This window comes from Pseudomonas sp. RGM2987, assembly GCF_022952855.1.
Lineage (GTDB): Bacteria > Pseudomonadota > Gammaproteobacteria > Pseudomonadales > Pseudomonadaceae > Aquipseudomonas.
This window is the reverse complement of sequence record NZ_JALJDX010000172.1, coordinates 1-21652: the sequence shown is the minus strand read 5'-3', so window position 1 is coordinate 21652 and position 21652 is coordinate 1. Positions and strand designations below refer to the sequence as shown.

General features: G+C 61.7%; 19 protein-coding genes. 12 read left to right on the top strand and 7 right to left on the bottom strand.

All coding sequences use genetic code 11. The annotated features are described in order from the left end of the window. The 11 genes from RGM2987_RS09330 to RGM2987_RS09280 all read left to right on the top strand — a co-directional run bounded on the left by RGM2987_RS09330 (position 1) and on the right by RGM2987_RS09280 (position 13509). A complete protein-coding gene (locus RGM2987_RS09330) occupies positions 1-1026 on the top strand; it encodes a polysaccharide biosynthesis/export family protein (RefSeq protein WP_245140075.1) in 1026 nt (341 codons plus the stop codon). A gap of 15 nt (positions 1027-1041) precedes the next feature. After that, complete coding sequence (locus tag RGM2987_RS09325; RefSeq protein ID WP_245140074.1) at positions 1042-2631, top strand: Wzz/FepE/Etk N-terminal domain-containing protein; 1590 nt, start codon at positions 1042-1044, stop codon at positions 2629-2631. Continuing rightward, a complete protein-coding gene (locus tag RGM2987_RS09320) occupies positions 2628-3731 on the top strand; it encodes a glycosyltransferase family 4 protein (RefSeq protein ID WP_245140072.1) in 1104 nt (367 codons plus the stop codon). Before RGM2987_RS09325 ends, RGM2987_RS09320 begins: the two co-directional genes overlap by 4 nt. After that, positions 3728-5098 carry an O-antigen ligase family protein gene (locus tag RGM2987_RS09315; protein WP_245140069.1) on the top strand — a complete coding sequence of 457 codons (1371 nt, stop codon included), beginning with the start codon at positions 3728-3730 and terminating at the stop codon, positions 5096-5098. Before RGM2987_RS09320 ends, RGM2987_RS09315 begins: the two co-directional genes overlap by 4 nt. Continuing rightward, positions 5095-6063: a glycosyltransferase gene (locus RGM2987_RS09310; protein ID WP_245140067.1), complete on the top strand. Its 969-nt coding sequence runs from the start codon at positions 5095-5097 to the stop codon at positions 6061-6063. The genes RGM2987_RS09315 and RGM2987_RS09310 overlap by 4 nt, the downstream gene beginning before the upstream one ends. Then, a complete protein-coding gene (locus RGM2987_RS09305; protein WP_245140063.1) occupies positions 6056-7192 on the top strand; it encodes a glycosyltransferase family 2 protein in 1137 nt (378 codons plus the stop codon). Before RGM2987_RS09310 ends, RGM2987_RS09305 begins: the two co-directional genes overlap by 8 nt. A 9-nt stretch (positions 7193-7201) precedes the next feature. Then, positions 7202-8218 (top strand): polysaccharide deacetylase family protein, encoded by a 1017-nt coding sequence (locus RGM2987_RS09300; RefSeq protein ID WP_245140060.1) that lies wholly within the window; start codon positions 7202-7204, stop codon positions 8216-8218. Beyond that, positions 8215-9519: an oligosaccharide flippase family protein gene (locus RGM2987_RS09295; protein WP_245140058.1), complete on the top strand. Its 1305-nt coding sequence runs from the start codon at positions 8215-8217 to the stop codon at positions 9517-9519. The genes RGM2987_RS09300 and RGM2987_RS09295 overlap by 4 nt, the downstream gene beginning before the upstream one ends. Before the next feature lie 224 nt (positions 9520-9743). Beyond that, positions 9744-11720 (top strand): hypothetical protein, encoded by a 1977-nt coding sequence (locus RGM2987_RS09290; protein WP_245140056.1) that lies wholly within the window; start codon positions 9744-9746, stop codon positions 11718-11720. After that, positions 11717-12406, top strand: coding sequence for an N-acetyltransferase (locus tag RGM2987_RS09285; RefSeq protein WP_245140054.1), 690 nt, complete (start codon positions 11717-11719; stop codon positions 12404-12406). The genes RGM2987_RS09290 and RGM2987_RS09285 overlap by 4 nt, the downstream gene beginning before the upstream one ends. 5 nt (positions 12407-12411) lie before the next feature. Then, positions 12412-13509 carry a GNAT family N-acetyltransferase gene (locus RGM2987_RS09280; RefSeq protein ID WP_245140052.1) on the top strand — a complete coding sequence of 366 codons (1098 nt, stop codon included), beginning with the start codon at positions 12412-12414 and terminating at the stop codon, positions 13507-13509. Between the two features lie 201 nt (positions 13510-13710). Here the strand turns inward: RGM2987_RS09280 and RGM2987_RS09275 are convergent, their stop codons facing one another. Beyond that, positions 13711-13929 carry a hypothetical protein gene (locus tag RGM2987_RS09275; protein ID WP_245140050.1) on the bottom strand — a complete coding sequence of 73 codons (219 nt, stop codon included), beginning with the start codon at positions 13927-13929 and terminating at the stop codon, positions 13711-13713. A gap of 161 nt (positions 13930-14090) precedes the next feature. Here RGM2987_RS09275 and RGM2987_RS09270 point away from each other — a divergent pair, with 161 nt between their 5' ends. Further along, complete coding sequence (locus RGM2987_RS09270; protein ID WP_280639877.1) at positions 14091-15032, top strand: alpha/beta fold hydrolase; 942 nt, start codon at positions 14091-14093, stop codon at positions 15030-15032. 384 nt (positions 15033-15416) lie between these two features. Here RGM2987_RS09270 and RGM2987_RS09265 read toward each other — a convergent pair whose 3' ends face one another. The 6 genes from RGM2987_RS09265 to RGM2987_RS09240 are packed head-to-tail and all read right to left on the bottom strand — an operon-like array spanning position 15417 to position 21368. Continuing rightward, positions 15417-17159, bottom strand: a complete 1743-nt coding sequence (locus RGM2987_RS09265) for an ABC transporter substrate-binding protein (RefSeq protein ID WP_245140044.1) — start codon at positions 17157-17159, stop codon at positions 15417-15419. 48 nt (positions 17160-17207) lie between these two features. Continuing rightward, on the bottom strand, positions 17208-17480 hold the full coding sequence (locus RGM2987_RS09260) for a DUF2160 domain-containing protein (RefSeq protein WP_245140041.1): 273 nt from the start codon (positions 17478-17480) through the stop codon (positions 17208-17210). Between the two features lie 10 nt (positions 17481-17490). Then, complete coding sequence (locus tag RGM2987_RS09255) at positions 17491-18291, bottom strand: carbohydrate ABC transporter permease (protein WP_245140039.1); 801 nt, start codon at positions 18289-18291, stop codon at positions 17491-17493. A gap of 10 nt (positions 18292-18301) precedes the next feature. Further along, entirely contained in the window at positions 18302-19168 is an 867-nt protein-coding gene (locus tag RGM2987_RS09250; protein ID WP_245140037.1) for a sugar ABC transporter permease, read from the bottom strand. Then, a complete protein-coding gene (locus RGM2987_RS09245; protein WP_245140035.1) occupies positions 19165-20274 on the bottom strand; it encodes an ABC transporter ATP-binding protein in 1110 nt (369 codons plus the stop codon). The genes RGM2987_RS09250 and RGM2987_RS09245 overlap by 4 nt, the downstream gene beginning before the upstream one ends. Then, complete coding sequence (locus tag RGM2987_RS09240; RefSeq protein ID WP_072406974.1) at positions 20274-21368, bottom strand: ABC transporter ATP-binding protein; 1095 nt, start codon at positions 21366-21368, stop codon at positions 20274-20276. The genes RGM2987_RS09245 and RGM2987_RS09240 overlap by 1 nt, the downstream gene beginning before the upstream one ends. Positions 21369-21652 lie beyond the last annotated feature (284 nt).

The window sequence follows — 21652 nt, the reverse complement described above, 5'->3', positions numbered from 1 at the left end:
ATGAACGCCAAGATGCTTGTCCTGCTGTTGCTGCCGCTTGCCGGTTGCTCCAGCACTTCCGATACCCGATCGATGCCGGTGCAGATCCTCACGGCCGCACCGGCCAACGCCCAGGCCACCGACATGCCCAGGGTCGAACAGACCCTGCGGCCCCAGGATGTGCTCGATGTGATCTTTCACATCGGCACCACCAGTCCCCAGGCTTACCGCGTGCAGCCGGGTGACCAGGTTGCCCTGAACTTCACCGCCGCCAGCCAACTCAACGGCACGCAACTGGTGATGCCCGACGGCAGCATCGACCTGCCGGGGGCCAACACGTCGGTGAACGTCGCCGGCATGACCACCGACGAAGCGCGTCTGGCGGTGCAACGGGCCTATGACCAGAAGATGCTGTTCCAGCCCAATCGCAACCAGTTGACCGTAATGGTGACCAGCCCGCTGTCCGGCGAGACGAGCCTGCGCAACACCCTGACCCACCCGGCCACCGGCATGAGCCGGGACATCATCGTGGGCCGGGATGGCTACGCCAGCTTCCCGGAAATCGGCGCGGTGCCGTTGCAAGGGATGACCGTCACCCAGTTGGAGACCTTCCTCAACGAGCGCTATGCCCAGCTGCCCGGCCACATGACCGTGGACGTGCTGCTCAAGTCCACCGCCGGTAACGAAATCTACGTGCTCGGTGAAGTGGCCCAACCCGGTTCCTACCCGATCCGCCGGCCGATCTCCGTTCTCGAGGCGCTGACCCTGGCCCGGGGCACGAACGTCAAGGCAAGGCTCGATTCGGTGGTGATCATGCGTCGCAACGGCAATCAGGTTGAAGCCCGCCACTACGACGTGGAGAAGGCCCTGAGCGGAGACGCCTCGCAGATCGCCTACCTGCAGCCGGAAGACATGCTTTTCGTGCCCAAGACCGGCCTGGCCAAAGCCGGTGAAATGGCCCGGCAGCTGGCCGATGTGGTGCTGTTCCAGGGCGTTGGCGTCAGCCTCGGCTACGAGCTCAACAACAGAAGCGGCAACAGTAACTGACCCAGGTGACCGATCATGAACCCCAAGGAAAACTATCTGCACGAGTTCTTCAGGATCTTCTTCGCCAACAAACAGTGGATGAAGCGCGTCTTCCTGATTTTTGCCGTGATCGCCCTGGTGCTGCCGTTGATGCTCAAGCAGAGCTTCGATATCACCGCCCAAGTGATCGTCCAGTCGAAAAAGCTCTCCCAGGGCGACGCCACGACTTCGCTGAACCAGGAAAACGCGACGTTCGTTCCACCGTCCCTGGCGGACATGGAAACCGAAACCAACATCCTGCGCTCACCGGCGTTGATTCGCGAAACCATCAAGACCCTGCGCGACCAGGGCGAGTACACCCCAAGCCCGGGCGTGCTCAACAAGTGGGTGAGCGAACCACTCAAGCGCTACGTCACCCAGCCATTGCGTGAGTACGTCATCAATCCGCTGCGCGACGGCTTGGGGCTCGAGGTCGATCCGGTACGCGACACCGTGCTCGATACGCTGACTGACGAAGCCATTGAAAACCTGAAGATCGAGACCTTGCCCGGCTCCAACGTCATCTCCATCGTCTACAGCTTCGGCGACCCGGCCCAAGGCACCCGGTTCGTGGCACAACTGCTGGAAAACTACCTCACCGGTCGCCAGGACCTGCAATCGATAGAGTTGCCCCAGACGTTCTACGAGCAGAAAAAAATCCAGTACCAGACTCGCCTTGACGGCTTGGAGGGTAACCGCTTGACGCTGCTTGAAGGCGTAGGCTCTTCCGATCCCAAGGAAGAAATCACTTTTCGCTTGAATGCAATCAACACCGAGGAACAGGCGCTGAGCCTGTACCAGGACCGTCTGCTGCAAGGCCAACGCTGGCTGGATTACCTCAAGACCAGCCTGGCGGCGGCGAACAGCTCGCGACTCACCGACGCCTTCCCGTTCACCTTCACCACCACCGTGGACAACGTTGCCTTCGACGATCAGGAAATCAGGCAAATGGGTGAGCAATTGACCAACCAGGTCAACCGTTACCTGAACGACCTGGCGATCTTCCAGCCCGGCAGCGAACCGATGCTGCTGGCCCGGGAGCAGATCATGCGCACTCGCCAGCAATTCCTCAAAGTGGTGAACAACCGCATCCAGGAACGCACCACCGACCTGGCGGTGGTCAGCTCGGTGATCAACCAGAAAGTCGAACGTATCGCCGCCTTCAAGGAACGCATCCACCAACTTCAGGAAACCCAAAGCAAGCTGCGGCAGATGGACACCGAGATCAACGCCCTGCATGCGGCGTTCTCCACCTATGCCCAGCGGTTCGCCGAAGCCAGTTCTACCCGTTCGCTGGACAACGACCTGTCCAACGCCCGGGTCTTGAGCCCGCCATTCGAACCCACCGCGGCGGCGTTTCCCAAGCCCATCCTGATTATCCCGTTCGGCTTGTTCACCGGCCTGCTGTTGGCGATCGCCCTGGTCTATGTACGTGAGTTCTTCGACCATCGCTTCAAGCATCCGGCACAAATTGGCCACCAATTGGATCTGCCGGTGCTGTTGGTGATCAACGAACAGTCTCCCGACCAGGTCAATCCGCATCGCAACTGGAGCGTGCCCAGCCTTGTCCATTGGGTGAAAAATTGAACGCGCCGTTCAGCCCAGCCCAGCGCAGCCGCCCCCTGTCGATCATTCATCTGCTCGGCAGCGCTGGCTTCTATGGGGCCGAGCGGATGCTGCTCGATCATTGCGTGGCGACACCCGGCCAGCATCAGGTGCTGTTCCTGGAGGCGCCGCCGACTTTGATCACGCGGTTCCGCCAGGCCGGGATCGACTGCCACCACTGCGCCAGTTGGCCCGAACTGTTGCAGCATCTACGGCAACGGCGCGCCGAGCGCCCGCTGATCAATACGCACAACTTCAAGGGCCTGTTGTTCGGCTGGGCGGCGGCGACCCTGTTGCAGCTGCCGCTGGTGATCACCCAGCACGGCTTCACGCCACGCAGCCCCAAGCAACGCTTCTATACGTGGTTGAGCCTGCAACTGTGCCGTACCGCGCCGGTCAAGCGAGTGGTGTGCGTGGCTGAAAGCATCGCGACGCTGCACCGCCAGGCCAGCGTGAATGCGGAAAAACTCGACGTGATCCCCAACGGTCTGCCGGCCGTCACGACGCCGCTGCCTCATCGCGACGACAGGCAACGCTGGCGGGTCGGCTACGTCGGCCGCTTGAGCAGCGAGAAAGGCCCGGACCTGTTCCTCGACGCGATGATCCCGTTGTGCCAGCGCCATGCGTCGCTGCACGCGGTCATGCTCGGCGACGGCCCGGAGCGCCAGCCCTTGCTCAAGCGCATCGCTGATGCCGGGCTGCCCACGCGCATCGAATTGCCCGGTTATCAGACGGACATGAACGCCTGGTGGAGCCGCCTCGATGCACTGGTGATCAGTTCACGCACCGAAGGCACGCCGATGATCCTGCTCGAAGCCATGCAGGCCGGCGTGCCCGTGGTGGCGTTCGGCGTGGGTGGCATTCCGGACGTCTTGCAGGACCGTCACAACGGCCTGCTCGCCACGCCGGCCGACAGCGAGGAGCTGGCGCGCCAGATCGAAACGTTGTTCAGCGAACCGCCCCTGGCGCGGATCCTCGCCGACAACGCGCGCCGCACCCAGCGCGACCGCTACGACCTGCGCACGCTGGCCGAACGCTGGTCGCAACTCTATATCCGCACGGCGCGGGAGGCTCGGCCATGATTGTCCCGCTCTCGATCGTCAGTCTACTGGGGCTGGTGTGCCTGGCCTTGCTGGCCAGTCCTTATCCGTTTCTCGCACCGGGTGCGGTGCTTGGGCTGGTAGGCGTCGCCATGCTGTACCGCAAGCCCGGCTGGGGTTTGCTGGGCATTGCCGCGCTGCTGCCGCTCGAAGGCCTGTTCAAGGACAACGCGTTGTCCGGCAGCAAATTCCTCGGCGTGGCGCTGATCCTGATCCTGCTCCTGCAGCTGGCCTTGCATCAGATCCCTGCGACGCGCTTGCGTAGCAATATCTGGAAGCCGTTGATCGGCTTTCTGGTGCTGTATGGCTTGAGTCTGTTGATCTCGGAAAACATGGACGCGTCCCTGACGCATCTGCGTGAACTCTCAGTTGGGCTGATTCTGTTCGTGATCACGTTGTTGATCGGTCGCGAGCTGAACCTGGAGATGTTCGCCCGGCTGATGACCGTGAGCGTCGCCACGACCTGCGTGCTCGCGATGTTTTCAGCCAAATACCAGGATCAGGGCCGCGCCTCGGGTTTGCTGGCAGACCCGAACGCCTTTGCGCTGTTGATTGTGTTTACCGTACCGCTGGCATTGTTGTTGACTCTACGCAGCCAGAACCTGCTGCACCGGTTGTTCTGGGGTGGCGCTTTGATCCTGTTGTTGGGTGGAATGACCAAGAGCGAATCGCGTTCAGGACTGGTCGTGCTGTTGCTCACGCTGATGATCGGGTTGTATCACTATCGGGCGCAGCTACCACGGGTACGTCCTCGGCACCTGGGGTTCGCGATGCTCGGCCTGGCGCTCATGGTCCCGGCGACAATCGCCTTGATGCCCGCCGGCTACGTGGCACGCATCCAGTCATTGAGCATCCTCAGCTCCGGCACCAACGACCATAAGGACGGCTCCTTGGGTCGCCGCGCCTCATACATTGTGGTGGGCAGCCAGATGATCCGCGAGAAGCCGATACTCGGTTCAGGCCCCGGGACGTTTCCGCAGCACTACGCCCCTACCGGCTACGCCAAGGCGTTCTCGGCCAATCGCAAACGCGGGGATCTGTACCGCGAGGCCCATAACACCTACCTGGAAATCTTCAGCGAAACCGGGGTGCCAGCCGGCTTGATGTTTGTCGGCATGATTGGGCTGGGCCTCTACAACCTGGTGCGCACGCGCCAACTCTGGCTCCAGCGTCGGGACTGGGCCCAGGCGGACCTGTTGACGCACCTGGGCATGAGTTTCCTGTCGCTGGCGTTGTTCCTGATGTTCTTGAGCGCGCCGAACCACAAGTTACTTTGGATCATGCTCGCCTTGACCAGCATCTTGCGCTACGACGCCGAACAGTCCGCGCCGCAGGAGGCCCGGTCATGAACCGTATCAGTATCGTCATCCCGATGTACAACGAGGCCCGGCATATCGCCCGGACGCTGTTGGCGGCGCAGGAAGCGGCACGACAAGCGCAACTGGAATGCGAGCTGATCGTGGTGGATAACGGCTCCGACGACCACGGCCCGCGCATCGCCAGCGAGCTGGGCGCGCGAGTGCTGCTGGTGCCCGGCGTGCATATCGGTGCCCTGCGCAACCGCGGCGCTGCGCTCGCCAGTGGTGAGTGGCTGGCCTTCATCGACGCCGACATCGAAATGCCCGAGGACTGGCTGACGCATTTGCTTGAGTTGGAGACCGCAGACACCGCCGATGTATTCGGCCTGGACCTGCACACCCCCGCGCAGGCACCCTGGTATGCCACGGCCTGGCATCGACGGACCTCGCTCCCCTCGCGGCATACCGTGCAGCGCGTAGATTGGCTGCCCACCTCCAACCTGCTGATGCGTCGCCAATGGTTCGACAGGGCCGGAGGGTTCAACGAGACGCTGCACACCGGTGAGGACAAGGACTTAACCCTGCGCCAGACGGCCAAGGGCGCACGGTTACTGTCGGTCAATGAATACACCGCCCTGCACTGGGGCTACGAAATGAACTGGCGCGAGTGGATGGGCAAGGAGTTGTGGCGCCAGGGGAGTCTGGTGCAGTTGCTGCGTACCAATGGCTTGAGCCTGCGCCTGTTGCGCTTCCCGATGTTGGCTGTGCTCGTCTGGCTGCTGGACTTCCTGGCGATCTGCGCGCTGGTCACTGGCGCTCCTCAACATGCACTCATGATGGGGCTGTTGACGACCGTGCCGGGGTTGGTGCTGAGCGTGCACCAAAGCCACAAGCACCGTAACCCGTGCCTGACGCTGCAGCTCTGGGGCCTGCACTGGGTGCGCCTGCACCTGGCCGGCGCCGCGCTCATCCTCAGCCTTTGTCATTGGAAAGCAAGGAGGCCTGCCCGTGGCTGAGTTCATTTTCTGGCTGTGCCTGTTACTGCCGGTATACGCCTACCTGGGTTACCCGTTGCTGCTGACGCTCGCCGGGCCATTTTTTCCCAGGCCCGGGCCTGAGCCTCTGCCTGCGCAACGGGTCAGCGTGATCGTCGCCGCGCACAACGAACAACGCACTATCGAGAACAAACTGCGCAATCTGCTGGCCCAGGACTATCAGGCCGCCAGCCTGCAGATCGTTGTCGCCAGCGACGGCTCCACCGATCAGACCGTGGCCCTGGCGCGCCGCTTCGAAGATCCGCGCATCGAGGTGCTCGACCTGCCGCGCCAAGGCAAGAACAGCGTGCTCAACGTCGCGGTCAGTCATTGCACGGGCGATATCCTGGTATTTACCGATGCTGATGTGCACTGGCTCGACGGTACGCTTGAGCGCCTGCTGGCGCCATTTTCCGATCCTGGAGTCGGCGGTACGGTCGGCAATATGAACATTCCCGTCCCAGGCTCAGGCCTGAGCGTGGGCGAAAGCCTGTACCGCCACTACGAAGCCTGGCTGCGCCGGGTGGAAAGTCGCGCCGGTTGCACGGTCTCGGCCGACGGTGCCCTGCAGGCGTTGCGCCGCGAGCTATACCAACCGATTCCAGCCCTGGTCAACGACGATTTTTTTATCAACACCTGCGCACCGGTCGCCGGCAAACGCGTCGTCTACGTCGACGACGCCAAGGTACTCGATCAAGGCGTGGACGAAGCCGGCCGACAGTTCAGCCGCCGCCAGCGCGTCACCGTCGGCGGCCTGATCAGCCTGGCGGCCCGGCGTGAGCTACTCAACCCGCTGCGCCATGGCCTGTACGCCATCGCGTTGATCAGCCACAAGCTGATCCGCCGGCTGGCGCCGGTGCTGTTGCTGCCCCTGCTGATGGGCAACCTCTGGCTGCTCGACGGGCATGGTTTCTACCGCCTGGCCCTGTCTGCCCAATTGCTCGGCTACGCCTTCGCCGTGGCCGGCCTGTTGGACGCGCGGCATCGTTTGCCCAGACCGTTTCGCCTCGCCGCGTTCGTGCTGGTGACCCTGGCCGGCATGGTCGTCGGTCTGTGGCAGTTCCTGCGCGGACACAGCTACAACCAATGGAACCCCGATCAGACTCGATGAGTGCCTGCCATGCCGATCAATACCCGCATCAAGACCACCATCAAGCGCACCGGCGGCTGGCTGTACCTGAACACGTCCCTGGGTCGCCATGCATTACGCGGCGCCGGCGTCATTCTGATGTTGCACCGGATACTGAACAACGACCGCGCCGCCGAATTGCCTCATCGCAATGAACTGTGCGTGGGGCCCGAAGCGTTCGAACACTTGTTGATCTGGCTGCAACAGCATTTTGAATGCGTGCCGTTGATGACTTTGTTGCTGGCCGACCCTGAAAGCGTTCCAAACCGTCCCCGGGTGGCCCTGACTTTCGACGACGGCTGGCGCGACAACGCCATGAACGCCTTTCCCCTGCTACGCCAGTACCAGATTCCGGCGAGCATTTTCCTCTCCACCGATTTCGTCGGCAGTCGCCAGCATTTCTGGTGGGAGAGCATCGGCGAAACCTTGTGGGGCAGCCATGGGCAGGTGGTGCGGCGCTCGCTGATCGAGCATTTGCAGCTCGCCGGCCGGCCGTTGCCGGTGCTGCTCGATGACCTCGACGACGAGCGCCGCAGCCTGGCGCTGCTGCACTACCTGCAAAGCCTCAAGACCCTAGATCCAAAAATATTGAGCGACCTCACCGACGTCTGCCCACAAGGTTCCCAGCCCCAGGCGCTGGACTGGACCCAGGTGCGCATGCTGGAAGACTCCGGGTTGATCCGCTTCGGCCCTCACGGCGCCAGCCACGCGATCCTCACCGGGTTGGACAACCATCGCCTGCACGAAGAACTGACCCGCAGCCGCACGGCCCTGGAAAACGGCTGCGCGCAACCCTTGCCGGTGTATTGCTACCCCAACGGTGACAACGACGCTCGTGTGCGCGAGCAGGTGGCAGCCCATGGTTTTGCGTTCGCGTTGGGCACCGCGGCCGGACTGTATCGCCATGATTGCGACCCGCTGAACCTGCCACGTTTCGGCGTCAGCCAACGCAACGCCTGTCACCCTGAGTTATTGGCCTGGCGTATTCGCCAAGGAGCCCGTTCATGAACCGCGCACGTTACCTCAGGCTCTTGGCGTTGAGCATGGGCACTAGCCTGGCGATGATCGGCCTTCGCTTGTTGCGCAACGTGTTGCTGGCACGGATTCTGGGGCCCAGCGAACGCGGGCTGTTGGCGCTGCTCAGCACCCTGCCGGACCTGATCAGCGCCACCACCAGTGGAGGCCTGAATTCCGCGGTGGGTTATCAAGCGGCGCAGCATCGCTCGATGAGCCTGTTGCTCAGCCACGTGCTGGTCTTCGGTTGTCTGCTGGCGGGATTGCTAACGTTGCTGGTGGTGGCACTGGTGCGTGAATTCGGCGCCGAGCTGGACATCACTATGCAACTGGGATTGCTGGCCTGGCTGCTGTTGCTGGCCGTGCCGCTGGCGGCGCTCAAGACCGGCCTGCTGACGCTGCACAACGCCTCCGGCGGTGTCGGCGTGTTCAACGCGTTGCGGCTGATGGAATCCCTGATCCCGCTGTTGCTGTTCCTGGCGCTGTTCTGGATGTGGAAAGACACGGCGCTGGAAGCGGCGCTGATCAGCTGGCTGGCGGGCCTGAGCCTGGTGGTGCTGGTGGGTTTGATGTGGTTGCGTCGCGATCACGCGGTCACCCTGCGCTGGGATCGCATCGGCCAGATCGAACTGTTGCGGTACGGTGTCCGCAGTCATCCAGACCTTTTGTTCCAGCAACTGTTGACGCGCTCGGATTACCTGTTCATCGGCGCGCTGCTGGGCAGCACGGCGCTAGGGCACTACGCCATGGCCAGCGCGGCGGCCGAACTGCTTCATATCGTTCCGGAAGCCGTCACCACGCCACTGATGAAACGCCTGCTGCAGCAGGACAGCGACATGAAGCGCCTGACCCCGCTGGCCTTGCGCCTCACCGCCACGGCCATGCTGGGCGCCTGCCTGGGGATGGTGCTGGTCGGCGAATGGCTGATCGTCACCCTGTTCGGCATCGACTATCAACCGGCGTACCCGGCCCTGCTGGCGCTGCTGCCAGGGGTGTTCGGCTTGTGCTATGCGAGCATCCTGCGCCTGGACCTGCTGGGCAAGAACCGTCCCGGCGCTGTTTCGCTGCTGATGGGCGGGGGGGCGCTTTTGAACCTGGCGCTGAACCTGATTTTGATCCCACGCTACGGCATCGTCGGCGCTGCCGCCGCGTCCTCGATCGCCTACCTGGGCGTGACCCTGGGGCTGCTGGTGATGTATTGCCGCCTCAGCGGCGTGGCGCTGTGGCAGACACTGATCATCCTGCCCAGTGATTTGCTGCCGATGCGCCAGATGCTCCTGGGGAAATCGGCATGAAACTCTTCGTCGCCTGCCAGTACGCCATCGCGAGCAGGCTCGCTCCCACCCTGGACGGGGGCCGGTCGCAGAGATTGTTCCCAGCATCAATCCCCTGTGGGAGCGGGCTTGCTCGCGAAAGCGGTCGCTCGGCTGGCCGTGATGTTGAAGGTGCCGACCTGTTCGCAAGCAAGCCCGCTCCCACGGGGACCAATAATGCCCTTGTGGGAGCGAGCCTGCTCGCGATGGGGTCAACGCGGTGGTGCTGGAGAATCAGCCTGTGGCTGGGCCTGTGGGGCCTGGCGCTTTCGGCCCAGGGCGCGTCCATGGCCTGGACCGGCATCCGGGACGGCAGCCTGTATCTGCAAACCGACCACCCGGACGTTATCACCGTGCGCTGGGTGCCCGCCTGGCAAGCCGAGGCCAATGTCGAGCACCTGTATCTGCTCGACGGCCAGGGCCGATTGGCGGGTGAACGCCTGGTCACGGCGGATCAGACCCGTGGCGAACAGCAATGGCCGCTGCCGCCGGGTGCCGCCAGTTATCGCCTGGAAATTCCCGGCTACAGCTTCCGTCGCTACACCGTTGAGCACGACGCGCGCACCCGCGCCCTGTTTGCCCCGGCAAAGGTGCATTTCAATGCCGAAGCCCACGACGGCGACGAGCTGTATTTCAAGGTAGCGGCTGGCGAACAAGCGGTGCTGGCAGGCAAGTTTCACGGCGGCGTACGTGCGCTGCAAGCCCGGCGCGTCGGCGATGGCAAGCAGTTGCAACTGAACCTCAAGCCATACCGGGCCTATTGGCAGTTCGATCAGGTCGCCCTGCCGGTGGCTGACGTCGAACAGATCTGGCGCTTGCACCTGCAGGGCAACGGCAAGGCCGCGTTCTGGCTGGACGGCACCGCCAACCTGTTCGCCCAGGATCCGGAGCACCTGCTGCCACTGCGCCAGGATCCGGGTCAGACCCACCTTAAACTGCACGACGAGTCGCTTGGCACCACCCCCAAGCTGGGCACAGCCCTGCCCTACGAGTTATTGCCGCCGTCCAGTCACGCCGCCCTCGATGCGCTCAAACCCCAGGCGGCAAGCCTCTACAGCTTCGTCGATATCACGGCGGCCAAGGCCACTTATGAAGATGCCTTCCGACGCTTGTACCAGGACCGCTTCGCCATCAGCCAAGACATCACCCTGCTGGCCGCCAGCCAGCGCCGATCCGATCTAAAGCCCGACCAGACGAGTCACAGCGGCTTGCAAGCCTGGCTCACGTCGACCCGCGCGTTGGGCGGCAAAGGCCTGCACTACCTCAGTTTTGCCGACGAGCCGAACCTCGGTTACCCAGACTTCGCCAGCTTCCAGCAAATGTTCCAGAGCATGGCTGCCCAGGTCCGCGCCGATCCTGCCAACGCACGCGCCGGTGTGCGCATCGCCATGCCGGCCAGCTCCCAGTTCACCAATGGTCCCCTCACCGAAAACGCTGTTGACAAGCGCGGGATCGACTGGGCAAGGCGCCTGCTGGCGACATCCGACGACCAGATCGACGCCCTGGCCTGGCATGAGTGGATGATCCGCGACCTGTTGGCGACCCGGGTCTACCGCGACAGTGTCCGCCAGGCCGCCAACCTGGTGGGACTGGACAGCCGGGGTCGGCCACGCAAGGCCTTGCTGTTGGACCAGACCAACATCTCCAGTGGCTCGAGTCTCAGCCCTTACGATCAGGAAACCCATTACGCCGCCCTGTGGTGGACATCGGTGGCCATTAACGCCTCGGCCGATGGCTGGCTGGACATGCTCAACTGGTTCATGGCCGCCGACGAACCGGAGTACCCCAAAGGCATGGTGCGGGTGCTGGACGATCAGCGCTTGGAGCTCAAGCCCGTGGGCTTGGCCCAGCAGTTCATTGAGCAACACTGGCTCGATCAGGTGCTGCGCCTGGACAACGACGCGTTCGAAGTCGACGCCCTGGCCATGGCCACCGGCAAGCAGCGCAGTCTGCTGGGCGTGAACAAAAGCACGCGAGCCCATCAGGTCAGCCTCGACGGCACGGCCTGCCCTCAACCTGGCATGACCTTGCTGTATTTCGGCCCGGACAACCGCAGCCACAGCGCTGCGCTCGATTGCAAGGCCGGCCAGGTCGGGTTTCTCCTGCCAGGGGAAACCGTGTTCGCCCTCAATTGGACAGCTTCCCTTCCCCCCCAACCTGCCACCCCTCAGGAGGCACCATGAACGCTCTGCAAAGAGTGCGTGATCGCATTCAGAAAAAAGGTCTGCGGGCCGTCCTTAAGCAGCTATGCAAACGCTACGTATTTTCCCACACCCGATTGCTGTGGCTGGAGCATGATATACGGACCCCGCTTCCCCCCCATAACCTCAGGCCCTACCCACCGATGCGCCTGGAGTTCATCACAGTCGCCAATGCCGATGCTTTTGCCCGGCACTTCGGCGACCGCGTCGAAACCATGCGCGAGCTGGCGGCCGAAGGCTACACAGGCTTGATGTACCTGGATGATCAGGGCGACACCGTGGGTTTCGCCTGGGCCAGTACACGGGACTATTTCGACCGCCATTTCTATCACTGCAACTTTGCGATCAAGCCTGGCGAGTACTTTCAGTTCGGTGGCGAGGCGATCCCTGAATACTGGGGTTCCCGGATATCGGCGGACATGCAGTTGCAAGTGTGGAAAGTCATGGCAGAGCACGGTTGCAGCACCATGGTCGATGTCTGCGATTTGCAAAACATCCAGGCGATCAAGATGCATATCCGCATGGGCTTCCAAGAGCGCGGGCAGATCACCCACCTATACTGCTTGCTCGGTCGCTGGCGGCTTCTGCGCAATACGTCTTACACCGGCACGGTACTGGACGCGTTTCGTAAACCGGCCCCGCCGGCTGCCTCGACTTCAGCGGCCTGATCCCCATGGCGATCCGGTTCCAATGGTGTCGCTCCCTGGGCGCGGCGGACTTTCCTGTCTCAGCTTACGAACAGCTGCGAACCCAGGTGGCCGACTCAACGCCGTTCAACACCCTGGCCTGGCTGCAAGCAGCGGAAATCGCCCTGTTGCCCGAGCAGCAACTGCATGTGCTGCTGGGCTGGCAGGATCAGACCTTATGCCTGTGCCTGCCCCTGATATCAGGACTTGAACGTATCGGCGGGCTGCGGTTCCGGGTGCTGCATCATTTGGGTTTTCCAATGGCCGACCGCATCGCCCTGCTGGCGCGCCTGGATGTCGAGGACATGGGCCAGGCGCTGATGCAGATCCGCCGGCACTTGCCTCACGCGTTGCTGCAACTGAACGAAGTGATCGAACCGGTCGGTGAACAAAGCGTCCTCAGCGCCTGGATGGCGCTGAGTTCCACCGGAGAGCGGCGACTCAGTTGCCGGGTGCCGGTGCACCTGATCAGCGACAGCGATCATCAGGAGGTCTCTGGCGATCCACGCTACAAGCTGCGTCGAGCGCGCAAGCGAATCGCTGCGTGTGGCGGCGAGATCCGCCGGATAACGCCAGATGCCATCAGCATGGGGCAATTGTTGCGAACCCTGGCCGAAGTCGAGGACGCCAGCTGGAAAGGCGACGAGGGTGTCGGCATCTTCGCCACCCCCATTCGCCGACAATGGATGAATCTCGCCTTCACCGCCCTCGCCGCCCAAGGGCTGGTGCGGGTAGTAACGCTGGAGCTGAACGGCGAGTGCATCAGCTATCGCCTGGGCCTGCTGGACCAAGGCCGATTGTATGACTACAACCTGGCGTTCCTGCCGCAACACGCTGACCTGGGCAGCGGCCGGGTATTGCTCGAAGAATGGATTCGCTGGGGCCTGGACGAAAACTGGCGGTGGATCGATGCGTCACGGGTCAGTCTCAATAACTCCAGCCATCAATTGCACGAACGCATGACCGGACAACTGGAGCATTGGCGTTGGAGTTTTTATTCCTGGCGGCCCGATGGACTGATATTGGGGCTTGCCCTTCGGCTCTGGAAAAGCCTCAAACAGGCACGGCTTCGAACGAGCCTTTGACCTGGCCCAACAACCGTTGCTCGACGGGCGCGTCGACCTGCACTTCACGTTGACCTTGTGGCGAGGGAGCTTGCTCCCGCTGGACTGCGAAGCAGTCCCCTGGAACAAGGCCCGCTACGCGCTGGAGCGCCAGCCCGGCCCAGCGGGAGCAAGCTCCCTCGCCACAGGTGTGAATCCAGATTCAGAAACAATATGGCGCCGTCAGCGGTCCAGCTTCTGTTCAACCTGCCCGATCTTGTCCTTCAGTTTTTCGGCGTCCTGCTCGTGGCTCTTGATCGACGTGGGGGTAATCACCTTGTCGACCTTGTCAGTGTCTGGATCGGGCCGGCGGATATCGCGCTCCACCACCGGGACCGGCTCGCCGCTCGCATCCTTGGCCGGCATGGTCCCCACCTCTTTATCCGAATGTTGCGTCGTCATGAAATCGCCCTCGATGTTTGTGGGTGTTGAGTTTTCGAGTGAGGGCGTGACGCAGGAGTTCGATTGGATTGAAAAGCCTCGGCCTCTGAGCCAAAAGACCCTCCATCCATCGGAGGAATCTGCTAAAACGCATCTTCTGTTCCCATTAGCGAATCGCGTCGATGTCTTTACTTTCCCTCCCCATTTTAAAAAGGCGCTGGCTGGCATTTTCCTTCATGGCGGCAATGGTGGTCGGGTTGCCGGTGGGCTGCGCTGTGTTGCAGCACAAGGAACGGGAGTTAGTGTTTCGCATCGAGCCGGGCACCGCGACCTGGTTCAGCGGGATTCCCAAGGGCCTGCAAGAGTTCGATCTCAAGCCTGCGAGTTTCAAGGCCGGGGAAAACATCCATGGGTGGTGGTGGCCGGCCACGCGCAAGAACGCGCCGGCCATTCTGTATCTGCATGGGGTGCGCTGGAACCTGACCGGGCAGTTGTTTCGTATCCAGCAGTTGAACGCAATGGGCTATTCAGTGCTGGCAATCGATTACCGCGGTTTTGGCAAGAGCCATGGCGATCTCCCTTCGGAAGCCAGTGTCTATGAAGATGCGCGGATCGCCTGGGAGCGCCTTGAAGTATTGCAACCGGACCCGGCACTGCGGTTGATCTATGGTCATTCACTGGGGGGCGCCATTGCCGTGGACCTTGCGGCGGACCTGGGACAGAAGGCCGCCAGGGAAGGCCGTGTCGTGCCGGCCCGGGGCTTGATCATCGAGTCCACGTTCACCTCCCTGGGGGATGTGGCAACGGCCATGGCGGACACCTCCCTGCCGGTGCGCTGGTTGCTGTCACAGAAGTTCGACTCTATCGACAAGATTCCCGAGATCAACATGCCGCTGTTGATTGTTCATGGCGCAGCCGACCGTTACGTGCCACCGCGCTTCAGCCAGCAGCTGTTCAACGCCGCCCGCGAGCCCAAGCGCCTGCTGATGGTGCCGGGCGCCACCCACAACAACAGCATGAGCCTGGCGGGCCGAAGTTATCGCCAGGCCCTTGAAGCATTGATAAGCACCCGACCGTCGCCCGTGGCGGTACAACCCCGGGCAGGGTCGGCCAAGGCGGGCTGAAGCCCACTTTGGTTTAAGGTGTTCATGAATCCTGCGTTCACCACAACTCCCTTGTGGGAGCGGGCTTGCTCGCGAAAGCGGTGGGTCAGATTGCTGAGATGCTGGATGGGCTGACGCCTTCGCGGGCAAGCCCGCTCCCACAGGGTGCGCGCCAGCCGCAAGTCTCCAATACACCTCAAATCAACTGTGGGAGCGGGCTTGCTCGCGAAAGCTGTGAGTCTGCTTGCATTGATGTTGAATGTGCCGACTCCATCGCGAGCAGGCTCGCTCCCACAGGGATTCCTGGGTGACCAATGATTCGGCGTTCACTACAACTACCCTGTGGGGGCAAGACGAAAAAAACGGCACCTTTCGGTGCCGTTCGTCTTTCACTGATCAGACGCTTTACTTGCGAGCCGCCTCCCAGGATTTCAGCAACTCGCTGTAGCTCACCGTTTCGCCTTTAGGCTTCTCGTTCGCCAGTTTCGGCTTCGGTGCGCCCGGTTGATCGAACCAGTATTGCGCGTCGCGCTCGGGGTTCATCTTCGGTGCGCAAGTGGCCTGGGCCTTGGAGCGTTCCAGACGGGTCATGATCGCGTCCTGATCCTTGGCCAGGCCGTCGAGCGCCTGTTGCGGGGTCTTCTCGCCGCTGGCGGCTTCGGCGATGTGGCTCCACCACAGCTGCGCCAGACGCGGATAGTCCGGCACGTTGGTCCCCGTCGGGGTCCACTGCACACGGGCCGGGCTGCGGTAGAACTCCACCAGGCCACCGAGTTTCGGTGCCAGGTCGGTCATCGCCTGGGAGTTGATATCCGACTCGCGAATCGGCGTCAGGCCGACGATGGTTTTCTTCAGCGACACGGTTTTCGAGGTCACGAACTGCGCATACAACCAGGCCGCGAGGCGCTGTTTCTCAGGCGTGGATTTCATGAAAGTCCACGAGCCCACGTCCTGATACCCCAGCTTCATGCCCTCTTCCCAATATGGACCGCGCGGCGAAGGCGCCATGCGCCATTTCGGCGTGCCATCGGCGTTGACCACCGGCAGACCCGGTTTGGTCATGTCGGCGGTGAAGGCGGTGTACCAGAAGATCTGCTGGGCGATGTTGCCCTGGGACGGCACCGGGCCGGATTCGGAGAAGGTCATGCCCGCCGCTTCCGGTGGCGCGTACTTCTTCAGCCAGTCCACGTATTTGGTGGTCGCGAACACGGCTGCCGGGCCGTTGGTGTCGCCGCCACGGGTCACGCTGGAGCCGACCGGATGGCAGTCCTCGACGCGGATGCCCCACTCGTCCACCGGCAGACCGTTGGGCAGGCCCTTGTCGCCACCGCCGGCCATGGAGAACCAGGCATCGGTGAAGCGCCAGCCCAGGGACGGGTCTTTCTTGCCGTAGTCCATGTGGCCGTAGACGCGCTTGCCGTCGATCTCCTTGACGTCCTCGGAGAAGAACTTGGCGATGTCTTCATAGGCCGACCAGTTCACCGGTACGCCCAGCTCGTAGCCGTATTTCTCCTTGAACTTGGCCTTCAGGTCCGCACGTTCGAACCAGTCGGCGCGGAACCAGTAGAGGTTGGCGAATTGCTGGTCGGGCAGTTGATACAGCTTGCCGTCCGGCGCGGTGGTGAACGACGTGCCGATGAAGTCCTTGATGTCGAGGGTCGGCGAAGTGAAGTTCTTGCCTTCATTGGCCATCAGGTCAGTGATCGATTCGGTCTTGCCGTAGCGAAAGTGCGTACCAATGAGGTCCGAATCGTTGACCCAGCCGTCATAGATGTTTTTGTCAGACTGCATCACCGTCTGCATCTTTTCCACCACGTCGCCTTCTTGCAGCAGGTCGTGGGTCAACTGGATCCCGGTGATTTCGGTGAAGGCCCTGGCCAGTACCTTGGACTCGTATTCGTGGGTGGTGAGGGTTTCCGACACCACGTTGATCTTCATGCCACGAAACGGCTCGGCGGCCTTGATGAACCACTTGAGCTCTTCGAGCTGCTGCTCGGCTGTCAGGGTTGACGGCTTGAATTCACTGCCGATCCATTTTTTAGCGGCGTCTTCATAGGCGTCAGCCCAGGCCACAGCGCTCAACCCGCTGAGTGCCAGTGCGGCTGCCAATGAAACGCTATGTCGCAGCTTATTGTTTTTATTGAACATAGAGACCTCCTGTTTGGGTTTAAGAGCCTGATCGTCAAATATGCGCGACTAGCCCCACCGCATCACTGCCAACAGCCACACCCAAGACAACGCGAACGCTGTCCAGATGCTCCAGTCGGTGGCGCCGATTACCAGCAGATGCAGGTAGGCGCTACCGAGAAGACCGATAAACAACCGATCGCCACGGGTGGTGGTGATCGGCAGAAAACCACGCCGAGGAATACTCGGCGAACGCAACTCCCAAGTGGTCATGCCTACCAGGAACAAGGCGATAACCCCAAAAAACACCGCCGTGGGGACGGTCCAGTTCATCCATTCCATCATCGACTCCTCAGACCCGACCCAGGGCAAAGCCCTTGGCCACGTGGTTGCGAACGAACCAGATCACCAGCATGCCCGGCAGGATGGTCAACACCCCCGCCGCCGCCAGCACCCCCCAGTCGATCCCCGAGGCCGACACGGTGCGGGTCATGACCGCAGCGATCGGCTTGGCATTCACCGAGGTGAGCGTGCGCGCCAGCAACAGTTCGACCCAGGAAAACATGAAGCAGAAGAACGCCGTGACGCCGATGCCTGAGCCGATCAACGGGACGAAGATCTTCACGAAAAACTTGGGGAAACTGTAGCCGTCAATGTAGGCCGTCTCGTCAATTTCTTTCGGCACCCCGGACATGAAGCCTTCGAGGATCCACACCGCCAGCGGCACGTTGAACAGGCAGTGAGCCAGAGCCACGGCAATATGGGTATCGAACAGGCCAATGGACGAGTACAGCTGGAAGAACGGCAACAGGAACACTGCAGGTGGTGCCATGCGGTTGGTGAGCAGCCAGAAGAACAGGTGCTTGTCCCCCAGGAACCGGTAGCGCGAGAACGCATAGGCTGCCGGCAGCGCTACGGCCAGGGAAATCACCGTGTTCAGACTCACGTAGTACAGCGAGTTCAGGTAACCGGTGTACCAGCTCGGGTCGGTGAAGATCACCTTGTAGTTGTGGAAGGTGAAATCCTGCGGCCACAGGGTCAGGCTGCCGAGGATCTCGGTGTTGCTCTTGAACGACATGTTCAGCAGCCAGTAGATGGGCACCAGCAGGAACAGGATGTAGATCAGCAACGGAACCAGCTTTTTCTTGCTCATCGTCCAGGCCTCAACGGTTGGCGTCGGAGTGCGTCATGGCGGTATAGAACAGCCACGACACCAACAGAATGATCAGGAAGTACACCAGGGAAAACGCTGCCGCCGGACCCAGGTCGAATTGACCGATGGCCATCTGCGTCAGGGTCTGGCTGAGGAACGTGGTGGCGTTGCCCGGCCCGCCGCCGGTGAGTACGAAGGGTTCGGTGTAGATCATGAAACTGTCCATGAAGCGCAGCATCACGGCGATCAGCAGCACGCTCTTCATCTTTGGCAACTGGATGTGCCGGAACACCGCCCAGTTGGACGCCCGGTCGATCCGCGCCGCCTGGTAGTACACGTCCGGAATCGCCCGCAGCCCCGAGTAGCAGAGCAGCGCCACCAGGGACGTCCAGTGCCAGACGTCCATCACCAGCACCGTGACCCAGGCGTCCATGGTGTTGGCCGCATAGTTATAGTTGATGCCCAGGCTGTTGAGCGTGGAGCCCAGCAAACCAATGTCGGCGCGACCGAAGATCTGCCAGATGGTGCCCACCACGTTCCACGGGATCAGCAGCGGGATCGCCAGGATGATCAGCACCAGGGACGACCATTTACCCTTGGTCGGCATGGTCAGGGCGATGGCGATCCCCAGCGGGATTTCGATCAGCAGCACGCACGCCGAATAGATGAACTGGCGCAACAGCGAATCGTGCAGCCGTGGATCGAGCAGCACCTGCTTGTACCAGTCGGCCCCGACGAAGTAGCGGCTGGACTGGTCGAAGATGTCCTGCACCGAATAGTTGACCACCGTCATCATCGGGATCACGGCACTGAAGGCCACCAGCAGGAACACCGGCAATACCAGCCACCAGGCCTTGTTGTTCTGCACCTTGTTCATGGCTGCACCTCGCTCAACGGTTCCAGCAGGTATTCATCGGCATAGACCATCAGCCATTGCGCCGGGAAACTGATGTACGCGGTGCCTTCGGGCACCGGCTTGTCTTCGGCCAGGCGCACTTTCAGTGGCGCGCCATCGAGGTTGAGGGTCAGGATCTTGTAGGTGCCCAGGTCTTCGACGTGGACCACCTCGGCGCGCATCGCGTCGTCGTACGGCCCATCCCAGACATGAATGAATTCCGGACGGATGCCGACCTTCAGGCGCTTGCCCTGCGCTTCGGCCACCCGCTGTTGCAAGGTGGCCGACAGCGGCAAGTGGGTCGAGGCGAAACCGACGCCACCGGGTTGCGCCGTGACCTCGATCAGGTTCATGCCGGGGCTGCCGATGAAGTAGCCGACGAAGGTGTGGCTCGGGCGCTCGAATAAGTCACGGGGCGTGCCGAACTGCACGATTTGGCCGCCATACATCACCGCGATCTTGTCGGCGAAGGTCGAGGCCTCCAACTGATCGTGGGTGACGTAGACCATGGTGATGTTGAACTGCTCGTGGATCTGCTTGAGCTTGCGCCGCAGTTTCCATTTCAGATGCGGGTCGATCACCGTCAGCGGTTCGTCGAACAGGATCGCCGACACGTCATCGCGCACCAGCCCGCGGCCCATGGAGACTTTCTGTTTTTCATCGGCGGTGAGGTTGCGGGCTTTCTTGCCCAGCAGGTTCTGCAGGTCGAGCACCTCGGCGATTTCCTGCACCTTGGTGTGGACTTTCGGCTCGGCCATGCCTTGGTTGCGCAGCGGGAACGCCAGGTTGTCGAACACCGTCATGGTGTCGTAGACCACCGGGAACTGGAACACCTGGGCAATGTTGCGCCGCTCCGGGCTCAGCTCGTTGACGACCTTGCCGTCGAACTTCACCTGGCCCTCGGAGGGGCTGAGCAGACCGGAAATAATGTTGAGCAACGTGGATTTACCGCAACCCGATGGACCGAGCAGCGCATAGGCACCGCCCTGCTCCCAGACGTGGTTCATCTCGCGGATCGCGTAGTCCTCAGGGCCCGCCGGGGTGCTGGTGTAGCTGTGGGCGAGGTTCTGCAAATGAATTTCAGCCATCAGGCAACCCTCGCAATACGCTGGCCCGGGGCTTGGACCAACTTGCCCTGGGCGTCGAAGACAAACAGTTTGTGGGTCGGGATATAGATACGGATGGGCGCATCCACGTCGTACTCGTGTACGCCCGGCAAGTGCAGTACCAGCAGGAAATGTTCGTTGCGCACGTGCAGGAAGGTTTCCGAACCGCTGATTTCGGCGACCTCGACGGTCACCGCCAGCTCCAGGTCGTCGTCGTTGCTCGGCACCAGCGAGATATGGCTGGGACGCACGCCGAAGCGGAACTCACCCTCGCCCACCGGGCGCAGGTCAACGTTCAGCGGGAAGTGCACGAAATTGGCGAAGCTCACTTCATTGCCGGCGATGCGCCCCGGCATCAGGTTGATCGGCGGCTCGGAGAACAGTTCGGCGGCCAGCACGGTTTGTGGCTGGTGATACACAGAGGACGATTTACCGCTCTGGATCACCCGCCCTTCATGCAGGATCGTGGTCGTACCGCCCAAGGCCAAGGCCTCGTTGGGCTCGGTGGTGGCGTAGACCGCGATGGTGTGCCGCGCCTGGAACAGTTCGCGCATTTCCTGGCGAAGTTCCTCACGCAGCTTGTAGTCCAGGTTCACCAGCGGCTCGTCGAACAGGATCAGCTCGGCATCCTTGACCAGCGCCCGGGCCATGGCCGTGCGTTGTTGCTGGCCGCCGGACAACTCCAGGGGATGACGCTTGAGGAATTTCTCGATCCGCAGCATCCGCGCGGTTTCCAGCACTTTGCTCTGGATCACCTCATCGGACACACCAGCCTGGCGCAACGGCGAGGCGATGTTTTCGAAAACGGTCATGGTCGGGTAATTGATGAACTGCTGATAGACCATCGACACGTTGCGCAACCGCACCGGGCGATTGGTGACGTCGACGCCGTTCATCAGGATGCGACCGCTGTCGGGCTTGTCCAGCCCGGCCATCAGCCGCATGAGGCTGGTCTTGCCGGACAACGTACGGCCCAGCAGGACGTTGAAGGATCCGGGTTCGAAACTCAGATTGGCATCGTCGATCCAGGTCTGGCCTTCGACGGTGCGACAGATATGCTCAAGCTTTAATGACATGGCTCGGCCTTTTTATTATTTGGAGTCAAGCGACCTACGTACAAAAGCGAAAGCCGTGCCAGAAATTGCAAGCCCTTGATCTTGCTAGGCTTACCTGAAATCTCTCAAAAAAATGTGTTCGTTGATGAACGAAAGTGAACAACTCAGGCTGAACAACTGAACAGTCCAGCCGTTGACAATGAACAAATTTGAACAACACTGAATGAATGCTATAGCCGGGCCGGACGCGAATCCCTGTGGGAGCGGGCTTGCTCGCGAAAGCGGTGTATCAGTCGACATTCATG

Excerpts from the sequence above, each read along its gene's own strand:
- RGM2987_RS09275 (WP_245140050.1), bottom strand. The coding sequence starts at position 13,929 with ATGACGACGCAACATTCGGATAAAGAGGTGGGGACCATGCCGGCCAAG.
- RGM2987_RS09330 (WP_245140075.1), top strand. The coding sequence starts at position 1 with ATGAACGCCAAGATGCTTGTCCTGCTGTTGCTGCCGCTTGCCGGTTGC.
- RGM2987_RS09310 (WP_245140067.1), top strand. The coding sequence starts at position 5,095 with ATGAACCGTATCAGTATCGTCATCCCGATGTACAACGAGGCCCGGCAT.
- RGM2987_RS09290 (WP_245140056.1), top strand. The coding sequence starts at position 9,744 with ATGGGGTCAACGCGGTGGTGCTGGAGAATCAGCCTGTGGCTGGGCCTG.
- RGM2987_RS09260 (WP_245140041.1), bottom strand. The coding sequence starts at position 17,480 with ATGGAATGGATGAACTGGACCGTCCCCACGGCGGTGTTTTTTGGGGTT.
- RGM2987_RS09270 (WP_280639877.1), top strand. The coding sequence starts at position 14,091 with ATGTCTTTACTTTCCCTCCCCATTTTAAAAAGGCGCTGGCTGGCATTT.
- RGM2987_RS09315 (WP_245140069.1), top strand. The coding sequence starts at position 3,728 with ATGATTGTCCCGCTCTCGATCGTCAGTCTACTGGGGCTGGTGTGCCTG.
- RGM2987_RS09300 (WP_245140060.1), top strand. The coding sequence starts at position 7,202 with ATGCCGATCAATACCCGCATCAAGACCACCATCAAGCGCACCGGCGGC.
- RGM2987_RS09240 (WP_072406974.1), bottom strand. The coding sequence starts at position 21,368 with ATGTCATTAAAGCTTGAGCATATCTGTCGCACCGTCGAAGGCCAGACC.
- RGM2987_RS09245 (WP_245140035.1), bottom strand. The coding sequence starts at position 20,274 with ATGGCTGAAATTCATTTGCAGAACCTCGCCCACAGCTACACCAGCACC.
- RGM2987_RS09325 (WP_245140074.1), top strand. The coding sequence starts at position 1,042 with ATGAACCCCAAGGAAAACTATCTGCACGAGTTCTTCAGGATCTTCTTC.
- RGM2987_RS09295 (WP_245140058.1), top strand. The coding sequence starts at position 8,215 with ATGAACCGCGCACGTTACCTCAGGCTCTTGGCGTTGAGCATGGGCACT.
- RGM2987_RS09265 (WP_245140044.1), bottom strand. The coding sequence starts at position 17,159 with ATGTTCAATAAAAACAATAAGCTGCGACATAGCGTTTCATTGGCAGCC.
- RGM2987_RS09280 (WP_245140052.1), top strand. The coding sequence starts at position 12,412 with ATGGCGATCCGGTTCCAATGGTGTCGCTCCCTGGGCGCGGCGGACTTT.
- RGM2987_RS09255 (WP_245140039.1), bottom strand. The coding sequence starts at position 18,291 with ATGAGCAAGAAAAAGCTGGTTCCGTTGCTGATCTACATCCTGTTCCTG.
- RGM2987_RS09285 (WP_245140054.1), top strand. The coding sequence starts at position 11,717 with ATGAACGCTCTGCAAAGAGTGCGTGATCGCATTCAGAAAAAAGGTCTG.
- RGM2987_RS09250 (WP_245140037.1), bottom strand. The coding sequence starts at position 19,168 with ATGAACAAGGTGCAGAACAACAAGGCCTGGTGGCTGGTATTGCCGGTG.